Origin of the sequence: Vibrio aerogenes, assembly GCF_024346755.1 — a bacterium.
Lineage (GTDB): Bacteria > Pseudomonadota > Gammaproteobacteria > Enterobacterales > Vibrionaceae > Vibrio > Vibrio aerogenes.
The window spans coordinates 1,336,746-1,347,553 of sequence record NZ_AP024862.1; the positions used below are offsets into that span (position 1 = coordinate 1,336,746).

The 10,808-nt window shown below is 40.8% G+C and carries 8 protein-coding genes; 3 read left to right on the top strand and 5 right to left on the bottom strand.

The window, feature by feature from the left end:
- The first annotated feature begins 17 nt into the window (after nucleotides 1-17).
- Together OCV29_RS23135 and OCV29_RS23140 are read left to right on the top strand one after the other, a co-directional pair.
- Nucleotides 18-1,124: a PEGA domain-containing protein gene (locus OCV29_RS23135; RefSeq protein ID WP_073602339.1), complete on the top strand. Its 1,107-nt coding sequence runs from the start codon at nucleotides 18-20 to the stop codon at nucleotides 1,122-1,124.
- A 159-nt stretch (nucleotides 1,125-1,283) separates the two neighbouring features.
- Nucleotides 1,284-3,125: a formylglycine-generating enzyme family protein gene (locus OCV29_RS23140; RefSeq protein WP_073602340.1), complete on the top strand. Its 1,842-nt coding sequence runs from the start codon at nucleotides 1,284-1,286 to the stop codon at nucleotides 3,123-3,125.
- A gap of 101 nt (nucleotides 3,126-3,226) precedes the next feature.
- Here OCV29_RS23140 and pdxH read toward each other — a convergent pair whose 3' ends face one another.
- Nucleotides 3,227-3,862 carry a pyridoxamine 5'-phosphate oxidase gene (pdxH, locus tag OCV29_RS23145; RefSeq protein WP_073602365.1) on the bottom strand — a complete coding sequence of 212 codons (636 nt, stop codon included), beginning with the start codon at nucleotides 3,860-3,862 and terminating at the stop codon, nucleotides 3,227-3,229.
- Between the two features lie 200 nt (nucleotides 3,863-4,062).
- On the opposite strand from pdxH, the gene OCV29_RS23150 reads away from it, so the two are divergent.
- A complete protein-coding gene (locus OCV29_RS23150) occupies nucleotides 4,063-4,287 on the top strand; it encodes a hypothetical protein (protein WP_073602341.1) in 225 nt (74 codons plus the stop codon).
- 90 nt (nucleotides 4,288-4,377) lie between these two features.
- On the opposite strand, the gene OCV29_RS23155 is transcribed toward OCV29_RS23150, so the two are convergent.
- The 4 genes from OCV29_RS23155 to OCV29_RS23170 form a co-directional block, all read right to left on the bottom strand.
- Complete coding sequence (locus OCV29_RS23155) at nucleotides 4,378-6,072, bottom strand: DUF342 domain-containing protein (protein ID WP_073602342.1); 1,695 nt, start codon at nucleotides 6,070-6,072, stop codon at nucleotides 4,378-4,380.
- A gap of 309 nt (nucleotides 6,073-6,381) precedes the next feature.
- Nucleotides 6,382-8,175, bottom strand: coding sequence for a GNAT family N-acetyltransferase (locus tag OCV29_RS23160; protein ID WP_261887416.1), 1,794 nt, complete (start codon nucleotides 8,173-8,175; stop codon nucleotides 6,382-6,384).
- Between the two features lie 434 nt (nucleotides 8,176-8,609).
- Nucleotides 8,610-9,584: a ParB/RepB/Spo0J family partition protein gene (locus tag OCV29_RS23165; protein ID WP_073602344.1), complete on the bottom strand. Its 975-nt coding sequence runs from the start codon at nucleotides 9,582-9,584 to the stop codon at nucleotides 8,610-8,612.
- Between the two features lie 6 nt (nucleotides 9,585-9,590).
- Nucleotides 9,591-10,808, bottom strand: coding sequence for a ParA family protein (locus OCV29_RS23170; protein ID WP_073602345.1), 1,218 nt, complete (start codon nucleotides 10,806-10,808; stop codon nucleotides 9,591-9,593).

Consider the following 10,808-nt stretch of genomic DNA (forward strand, 5'->3'; position numbering starts at 1 on the left):
AATTGTTGCAGGGACCTATGATAGTACGTCACATTCCAGCGCTCTTGTTGGCGCTCTGCCCGTTATTGAGTTCAGCATTTGTATATGCTGATGAATCTAATGCCTCGCAGGGAGATCCTGTTGCGGTCATTGATACAAAGTTAAATATCAAACAAGACGAAATTAAAAAATCCTCATCAGAATATGATGATGAAGTTGCAAAACTTCAGCAAATGAAGAATGAGCAGCAACGTCTGAAACGCGAAGGAGATGCACTAGAAACAAAAAGAAACCGGGCAAAATCTGATTTGGACAAACAGTATAGCCGTCTTCTTGAAGATCCAGATACAGATTTAGTTACATTCCAGAAAAAGTATCAGTCCGTTTGGGCTGAGTTAAAGAAAAATCAGTCAGACAACCTTGATAATGACCAGGCGATGACAGAAGCTCAAATGCGTTTGTCTCAGCTAAAGCAAAAAGTTGCCCGTCTGAAAAATGAATACGACAACCTCAAAGAAGCAAAAGTTGAGGCACGTATAAAACGTATCAACGCGGAGTTGATGGAAACGGAAGTTTTAGAAACACATTATAAAACGACTTGTTCAACCACAATGACTCTGGGTGAATGTTCCAGCCAGGGCATTTATCTGACCAAGCAGAAAGCTGTTGCAACATTCCATGATCGGATTATCGATAGTCTGACTGAGTCAATTTTAGCCAAGCAAAACCTGAAAAACGTTGAATTGAATATTTCAGTGAAGGACAGCCAGATTTTATCCAGTGGTTTTCAGGGCAACAATGACTACTACACACAGATAAAAGCTCAGTTACAAGCCAGACCGGAAGTCACTGCCGGTTGTAAGTTACTTGGCGTTTCCACTCGTTATTGTCTGCAAGGCAAAAAAACTTATACACCAAAGAAAGAAAAACAGTGGGCAAATGTCACCATTCGCTCCGATCAATATCAGGACTCTGTTACCATTGATGGCGTTAGCTACGGCAGTACACCTGTTGAAATTGTTCTCCCTCATGGCCGCCATCAGTTTACAGTCTCAAAAGACGGATATGAAACATACAACCAGGTGATAACAATTAATGGAAATGACACGGTGTGGGTGAAACTTCGTCCAAATAAAGACAGTTAACCACCTGATAAGGGTGATTATTTTTGGCCTGAGTTCACAAAGATGTGGTGATAACGCCATTTTGTCTGTAAGTTATTATTATATGACTTATGACCAAATGGCGTTTTCGTTTACAATGGTCAGACAACTCGATAATCCAAAAGATTGAAGTAAAGAAGAATGCGACAAGGACTTAAGGCTTTATTACTAACTTTTTCATTGGGTATTGCCTTTTCGGCTCATACCTATGCTGAAGAGAAAGCACCTTCCAACATTAAAGAAAATCCTGACTCAGTGATGGATATCGATGATGCAATTTTCAGTAAAAATACAGAGCTGGAAAAAGCAGAAAAAACCCTCAGAAACCAACAGCTGAAAGTGTCCAATCAACACTCTGAGCTTGACCGGTTGACAGAACAGGCCAGGGAAATCGATAAAGTTTTAAATAAAACCAAAAAACAGCTGGAGAACGCCTACCAGCAAATGATCACTAATCCCAAGCTGGATATTACAAAATATCAGACTGCTTATCAGAATGCCTGGTCAAATCACAAGCAAAATCAGAAAACCCGCTACGAACTGGAAAAAGCACTGGAAGAACAGGAAGGGTTACTCAAAGACCAGAAAACAACCGCAATTTTACTCCGGAAAAATATTTCTGATCTAAAACAGAGTAAACTCAGAGCCAGAGCCAAGCGGCTGAATAATGAGTTATCTTTATCGGGCACGCAAAAAGTCAGTTTTACCAATCGCTGTAACCCGGCAATGACTATCCGTCAATGTGAAGAACAGACAACAAAGCTGGCTTTACAAAAAGCAGTTAAACAGTTTAAGTCTTCACTGATCAATCAGACCACTGAAAATGAAACAGTACAAAAATACGCACATCATGCAGCCCTCAACGTCCATGTACTGAAACACAAAGTACTTCAGAGCGGGTTTAATAATGCAAGCCGGTATAAAACAATTGTTGAAGCACAATTAGAAGCCCGGCCTTCAAATACGACAATATGTCAGTTACTGAATATCGGAAAACAATACTGCCTGTTTGAAACAGACAATAATCAACAAAAAGAAATTGCCTGGTTTAACCTGAATATTCGTTCAAATATTTATGATGATCATGTCACAATTGATGGTATTTCATATGGTCATACGCCATTATCACTCACTCTTCAGGAAGGGCTTCATCAGATAAGTGTCACCAAAAACGGCTATATACCTTATCGTACATCTTTCAGACTGGCCTCAGATTATTCAATCCGCGCAGTCTTACAGGAAGAGCGAAATCAACTGAAAACCGGGTTCAGGTTTGCGGATCCTTTGCCAGAAAACATAACCGGTCCTGAATTAATCAGCATTACCCCGGGAAAATTCTTTATCGGTGAATATGCTTCATCACAGGTTATCCTTGATCATGCGTTCGCGATTTCATTAACCCCTGTAACCGTTGAGATGTTTAAAGTATTTGTAAAGAATACAAATTATCAATCAGATGCTGAGCTGATGAAGACATGTACAGCCATGATTAATAACCAAATGTCACCTCAATCAGGCCATTACTGGAGAAATCCGGGCTTTAAGCAGTCGCTTGATTCTCCGGTTGTGTGTGTGAGTGTCAACGATGCTAAAGCATTTGCAGGCTGGTTATCTAAAGAAACTGGCTTTACTTATCGCCTTCCGACAGAGGATGAGTGGGAAATTGCTGCCCGAGCAGGCACACAAACTGATTATTGGTGGGGAAACAATTTTGAATCAGGCCGTGCAAACACAGGATGGGGTGGAACGAACTGGTCTAACAAAAGTACATCACCAGTAAAATCATTTTCTCCCAATCCACTGGGCTTATATGATGTTGTAGGCAATGTTTGGGAATGGACCAATGATCCTCAGGGAATAGCAAAAGGAGGCGCCTGGAGCTTCTCACCGAAAAATGCGACATCATTCAGCCGCTTATTCACAGCGCCATCTACGGCAGCGAATTACATCGGATTCCGTATCGTTCGGGAGATCAAAGAATAAGACAATATTAGCATTGGACATCGGACATCTGCTTTAATTGAAAAAAGGAAAGAGAATCCCTCTTTCCTTTTTATCAAATGTCATCCAACACTATGTCTGTCTTATGGGGCAAGTCGTTCTATCAACCACTCATGGCTACTTTTCGTATATAAAAAGCGATCATGCAATCGATGCTCTCCCCCTTGCCAAAATTCAAAGCTTTCCGGAATAATTCTGTAACCTCCCCAAAAACTGGGTACAGGAACTTCACCTTGAGAGAATTTTTTCTTTAATTCCAGAAACTTAGATTCAAGAATACCCCGAGCTGAAATCCGGCTACTCTGATGGCTGGCAATTGCAGCTATTTGGCTGTCCTTAGGCCGAGAAGTAAAATATTTAAAGTTTTCCATAGCAGATAATTTTTCGGCTCGTCCGGTAATATGTACCTGCCTTTCAAGCATATGCCATGGGAAATGCACGCTGACTTTATTATTGTGTTGAATATGGTTTGCTTTCCGGCTTCCCAGATTCGTGTAAAAAATGAATCCATCTTCGCCGGAATTCTTCAGTAAAACAATCCTCTGAAAGGGTTGCCCATCCTGATCAACCGTTGCAATTGTCATGGCCGTTGGGTCAGAAATATTTGCCTCAATTGCCTGTTTCAGCCAAAAATCAAATTGTCCAAAAGGGTTTTCATTTAAGTCTTTTCTTCTTAAACCACCCTGAATATATTCCCGACGAATATCTGAGAGTTCCATATTCAACATCTGCTCCTGATTTTTTCGTGATTTTGCGCCTTTCATATCCAGAACTCAAGCGTAATATTATATCAGCAAGAAATAAAGAAGATGCCTCCCTGAAATGGTGCTATTGAGCCTGTATTATACCAATCTGGAAAATAAACTGATCATCCGGATGTGTCTGGTGGAGCAATGTTCAAGCGACTACAGGTTAGACTGTGAAAGATATACACGCTCTAAGACAGTTGCTTGACGGAGATACCTATTCTGCTGTCAGGCTGAATGTCAGCCGGGGACTATTTCACGGTGCAGTACTGCCAAAAAAGACAACCAAAGATTTAAAATCAATTATTAAAAATTTAGATCAAATGTCATCTCAAATCGAAAGGACAATGATAGAAAAAGACAAAGACAGCAAACAGAACTCACGAAAGGCGGGATAGTGACAAACAAGGAATGAAGGACTCGCCAGACCAGCCTGTCACACAAAAAATATCAAACCCTGATAGTGCAATTTTATCAGGGTTTATCAATTAACCGGATTCAGAAACAACCTGAGGCGCTAAATCATCTTCGTTAAATAATGAGGTACACTTAATATTATATTTATTGAAGGAAAATACACTGGCACCATGAGCTCGTTTCGTCATGGTTTTTTCATCACCAAAACAAACCGTCACATGACCATATACTTTGCTCTTAGCCGTCACTGTATTCACTTCCAGTAACGCATCAAATTCTTCCGTAAAACGCTCTACAGCCTCCTTGGCTTTTTTCATATTATCTTCTGCTTTTTGCTTCAGATCGGCTATTTCAGCAGCCTCTTTCTCATTGCGTTCATGTTTGGGTTTCTTATTAAAATCAAGCTCACGACGTACAATATTCATGGTTTCTTCCTGAGCCTTACTGTACGCATTTTTCTTGTGATTTAATTTTTCCCGGTAACTGGTATATGAGGCAAATGCTTCAACGTGAGTTGGCGTATCTCCTTCGACGCCTAAGTTGTAACACACAACTGAGTTACCAACCTTGGCAACACCACCACTGAGTGTTCCTTGTGATTCTTTACTATCCAGCACTACCAAATCACGACCGCAGCGAATATTATTACCGATGCCATAGAGTGCCAGATGAATATCAGCCTGTGCCTGTAGCTCTGCATTTTGCGCATAATTCGCTTTAATCGAACTACCGGATTTAACAACACAAGTCTTATTTTCTTCATCAGATGTTGTATGACCAATGATCCCCTTACCAACAAGAATATCACCCTGTGCCTGAACATCTGCAGATTCGATAAAACCCGCGACAGTAATTGAGCCAGTGGCCCGGACAATCATTCCCGGGTCAATATTACCGGTTACAACCAGAGATCCCTTAAATTTAACGTGCCCGGTTCCAACACTCACACTCTGCATACAAAGCGCATTATCGATATCAACGGTTTTATCTTTGATAATCGGTAAACCCGATGTACTGGCAAGTAAAAGATTAGGATCTTTCCTCGAAATCTCCGTTCCTTTACCTGGTTTTAACACCGTGTTATTCCCCGGTTTAGATTCAATCTCTTTACCTAATACGGTATATCCGGGAATCCCCTTTGTTGCAGGAACACGACGCATCACCTCATCACCTTCACCAACTGTGATGGTTTCACCAAGGTTCCGCATATCCAGTTTACTGGAATTAGACTTGCGTTGAGGCGCTAAAACTCTTTTTGTAACATCCTCAACTAACGGCATAAACTTTTCATCAGCACCATGAACAGGAGGCTTTCCCTGTGCTACAGGCTGGACAAATTCTTCCCCTGCGGCAAGGTTCCTGCTCATAACCAGTACTTTTTTTAAAGCTATTTTATTGATACCTTTTGTTACATGTGCCTCAGCCAATGCCTGAACTATTTCACTACCTCTTAACCCACGACCACAATAAGCGCCAATAACAACCATATTGGCAATCATTCCATCATCTTCAACGTCAACGGTTACACTAGCATTTCTTTTTTCAGCAATACATAAGCCCTGAAACGCTTCACCTTTACCTTCATTAGCAAAGTTGATAAAACTCTCTAAAGCCTCACTATCAAGATAAAATGAAGATGCATTCAGAGCTTCCAGTGTTTCACTAATTCCCGTCTTTGACAGTTTTCTGTCCAGGCTATCTGAATCCTCAAGCCTGGCGATGACAGAATTTCCGTCATGAGCCATCGATAAAATCTGACTCCACATACATCGTTACCTCAATGACATCCTAACCAACTTAAACCCAAAGTACATATTCCTTGTATCCACTTAAAATACTTGTTTAGAACAAACCAGCAACAACCAAGTTATGCTTTTTTTGATGGTCATCACTAATGTGGATAAAGAACCCTACATTATATATTCTTCCTGTCCCCGAAACTGTTACATATGCAACAACAAAGATAGAGAACACTCAATCTATATATCTAAAATATATATTATTACACCAATAATAATACTGTAAAATATATATCATGTGAATTTACACTGTAAATGATAAACAGAATAAGATGCTTATTTACATTGTAAATTTAACAAGAGGGTCTTTAAATCTTCTCTAAGCTGAGACTCAAGGGCTTTCCTCCCAGGCAGTCCTTCTATAGCTGAAACTTCTGACCATGATCGATTTTGCAAAACCTTTATGATCAGTAAGTCACTCAATGACGTTGCTATAAACTGCGGAAAAGCACCAACCAACGCATGAATCCAAACCGCAACGCTCTCATAATTAGCACCACCCCTGACATAATTTTCCAATAGTGACACCGGAAGACTATCAACCAATACAGACTCAGATACAGAAAGCAAATACCGGACAGCAGAGGGTTCCAACTGACAAAACTCAGACTTCAAGGTATGAAGAAAGTAATAGGCAAACTGTGTCCTTGCCGATAAAAGCCAATCACTCTGACACTGATGAATCATTAACACAGAATAACAGCCACTACTTTGATCCCGCCGGGAGCCCAGTTTAACCGGAAAAAACTGCTGCTTGATCCAAAAGCGTAGTAATTCATCTGAAGCACCAAAGCTGGTTGCGACATAGTCACAATCACATTGTGCAATACAATGACTTAACAAATGACTACCGAATCCCTTTCTCTGGAGTTGAGGATGAATGACAATTCGCATAATTCTGCAACATTTTTCTTTGCCCGATGCTGTTAAACCCAGTTGGTTTATTAATGTCACCGGAACAAGCTGTCCTTGAGGACGATGTAAGCCTTGTTCAATTTTTTCGACAGAGGAAACTGACAGCTCTCCTTCTTTAACTGTAAGAATACACCCCAAACACATACCTTTCGCTTCAGCAATGAAAAGAGAAATATTATCATCAGAAAGAATTCTCATCATATCATTCGGAGAAGTCTGATAGTGGGCTTGTGTCAGTAGTGCAAAAACGTTTGCGAAGAAATCTGCAGAGGAAAACAATAAATTTTTGTCGACATACCGATATTGAATTTCTTTAGTATCAATATCATTGGTTATCTCAGGTAAGTCAGTATTGAGCAAAAAAGTACGAAACTGCCACTTTTCAAGTTCATCATGATTAGTCCAGCGAATAGGTTGTGACAAATGAGCATGTTGAAACTGAGGACGAAAATTCTTCAGCCAATTGAGAAATTTCAGAGTAAAACCACGACCACATCCCTCATAACCATGAATGGTGGTAGAGAACACAATCCGGTTATACTTTTTGGTCAATTGTTGCAAACATGGAACCGGAATTGCTGACGCTTCATCAACAAGCAGGAGGTCAGCCTGACAATCAACTCTCAGAAGTTCATCAGGCGGAATATAAGTTAATTCAGATCTATCCAGACAGATATTCTTTATTATGTGTGCCTGAGATTTCTGCATCAAAAGTCGCTGAGCATGGCTGAAAATAGCATGGGCAGCCTGAGGTGAAGGCGCAGTAATCACAATCTTGATACCCGATCTTCTCTGCATTAATTCAGCAGCCGCAATACCAAGAGCACTACTCTTCCCCCGTCCCCTGTCCGCCGTAATTACCAATGGTCTTTTACTGTGTCCTTCCCTTACATGCATGATTTGATTCACGACTTTTTTCTGTTCCAGAAACACATCATGTTCAGTTAGCTCGATGAACTGAGGCAATGCAGGTAGCTTCTCGCCCTGCGTTATCAGAATGAATTCTTTCAAAGACCTGATGAACCATTGAAATGCCAATGACTGAGCATGATAAGCCAGTGGATAAATGACAACAAGCAGGCCACCGACAACCAATGTGCCAAGCAAAGCATTCAGACTATCAGCATCAACGGGTTCACAAAGATCGACAATCAATAAGTGACATTCCTGTCCTAAAAAATGTCGTCCTTTTACCCTGCTAATTTTTTCAACATCATGCAGGGATTCCCCCCCCTAACTGCAGACAACGTTTCTTACGGTAACAATGAATGATGTCTTTTATTCTCAAATCAGTCCATTCAGAGTGACCCCGTATCACTAATCCTGTTCGTTGCTGTGTATGTGAAAGGAGAGCGTTTAACTCAGAAAAATAATGACTAAATTCAGACATAGCACTTGGTACTTAAAAATAATGAAATCCGGGAAATACAATATTTATCTCCCATAAATGGTGATGATGTTCATAGAGCTGACTCGTACACCCAACTCTCAAAGATACAAGATTCAGGGTATCGCTGGAAGATGTAGTTCAGGTAAAAGAATGCGAATATAAAAAAACCCAATGTGTCTCATTGGGTTTTTCCTGAAATTTATTGTAGTTTTTTCTGCAAAAAATCTAATATTTCATTCATGAGTGGATCGTCAATTTTTTTCATATTCAACACTAAACGATTTCCCTGACGAACATAGTTCACCCGGTTTTTGACCAGTTCAACTTTCTGTGAAACATTTGTTTGCGCCGGGGGTGCTAAAGATTCAATCCAGTTTTCCAGTGTTTCTGTGACATCCTTCGTTAGACGGGCAACTCCCTGAGCTTTACTCTGTTGCCAGACAAAGCCATCTTCTGAGCGACATTTTTCAAGTAAAACCGACTTTTGTGAATCATCCAGGCCATTGAACTGTTTGTGAAGTTTCACAATGGTAGGCCTGCCCAGCTCGACAACATTCGGATATGCCTGTAACAATTCCAGTGGCAAATCAGCGGCTTTAAGCGCGCCACTCACCAAAGCCTCACTGCACTGGAACATTTTTGCCAACGCTTTTTGATCTTCCGCTTCGCCACTTTCTAATTTTGCCAACATTTCTTTTCCTTTCTCGTACAGAGATAAAGGCTTATGCGCATTTGCGACATCAGAAAGAAACTTCGCATGTTCTTCATTCACATTTTCAGCAACGTAAACTAAAAAGGGTTGTGCGGCTAAAATACAAGCCATCCGCCTGCGACTACCATCCAGAACCTCAATTTTGCCATCAGATGTTTTACGCCCGACAGCTGGATATTGTTGTCCTCTTTCTCTGAGCGTGGACAGAATATCTGACAAAGCGTGCTCATTCAAAAATGCCTGTTCCCGTGAATTCTGTTCAAAAACTACGGTTTTTGTCGCAACGTCTTCAGCAGGTATAGAAACCAATTCAAAAGTAACCTGAGTTTTTCCCGCTACGGCCAGTTCGATGTATTGTGCTTTATCTTTAACTGCATGCTGAGCTTCCTGAGGGGTTGTCGCCCGACGCTTGTCTGCTTTTCCGAATAATTTAGCATTGAGCTCAGATGTTTTGATTGCCATGTTTTCTTACCCCTGATTTAGTGATGGCCAGTTTGAATGTAAAACCCGTTCAAGTTCTAAAGCGCTTTTTTGAACAGCGTCCTGTGCTGTGGCCAGTGTTTTTTTTCCGCCTTCAAAATCCCCGGAAGTCAAATCAAAAACAGTACTATACGTATCGGCACAGGTCTCAAATGCCCGACTTCTGGGAATAGTCGCCATCATGACCTGTTCACCTAATAAATAATTCATTTCAGTTAATACAGAAACTTGCTTTTTGTTGTCATCTTCAAACATCGTTGGTACTAACCGGGCAAATTCAAGTCCTTTCCAGTCTTCAGGAAACATTTCATATACCGTAGGTAAATGCTGAAAAAAGTTGACAGTTGAGGCCCAGTCAAGCCGTTTTGCAGCACACGGAATCAATAAAGCATTCGAGGCATACATAGCATTCCACACCAATGGGTCAATATGAGGGCCTGTATCAATCATAATAATATCGAAATCATCAGAAATTTTATCAATCAATTTTTCTTTCAGGAGCCGGACAATGTCAAGAGACTGATTCTGAGATAAATATTGCCAGGCTTCAGCATTAAACATCGCATCTTCAGGAAACGCAGAAATTGTTTTCAAATTTGGATATTGGGTATCCATTAAAACATTTTTATGGATAAATGAACGATCGACAGTCATCTCTTCCGGCACATTATCTAACATAATATCAACAGCAGAAAAAATACTGGTATTTTCTTCCAGGCTGACCTGAGGGTTCAGAAACAGGCGAAGTGAGCCCTGTGGGTCAAGGTCAATCAGACAAATACGATAACGTTTATCCAGATTCAAGGCCAGGCAAGCAGCAAGATGAACCGCAGTCATCGATTTACCGGTTCCACCTTTTTGGTTCTGGACATTAATCACCCAAGGTTTATTTTCGTGGCTATTCTTACGTAAATGGAATTTTGGCACCCCTGCTGCGTCCATCAACATATGGGCTTCAGATAAAGAGATCGAATAGTGGTTTGCATTATTTTTGGTAAACTGATGCCCTTCACTTTCCATCTTAGAGATGGCTTCGTCCAGTTTTCTCCGGGTGAGACCAGAGCGTGTCTCCATCAGTGCTTTAGACATCGGGGGAAATGGTTCATCATTCCTCTCTTCAAGAACAATCTCTATCCTGTCAGCCTGGACCTGTTTTGTTTGCTCTGCAAGTTGATAGAGATTATCTATCGTCAGTTCTCTTTTCAT

Excerpts from the sequence above, each read along its gene's own strand:
- OCV29_RS23135 (WP_073602339.1), top strand. The coding sequence starts at position 18 with ATGATAGTACGTCACATTCCAGCGCTCTTGTTGGCGCTCTGCCCGTTA.
- OCV29_RS23140 (WP_073602340.1), top strand. The coding sequence starts at position 1,284 with ATGCGACAAGGACTTAAGGCTTTATTACTAACTTTTTCATTGGGTATT.
- pdxH (WP_073602365.1), bottom strand. The coding sequence starts at position 3,862 with ATGGAACTCTCAGATATTCGTCGGGAATATATTCAGGGTGGTTTAAGA.
- OCV29_RS23155 (WP_073602342.1), bottom strand. The coding sequence starts at position 6,072 with ATGTGGAGTCAGATTTTATCGATGGCTCATGACGGAAATTCTGTCATC.
- OCV29_RS23165 (WP_073602344.1), bottom strand. The coding sequence starts at position 9,584 with ATGGCAATCAAAACATCTGAGCTCAATGCTAAATTATTCGGAAAAGCA.
- OCV29_RS23170 (WP_073602345.1), bottom strand. The coding sequence starts at position 10,808 with ATGAAAAGAGAACTGACGATAGATAATCTCTATCAACTTGCAGAGCAA.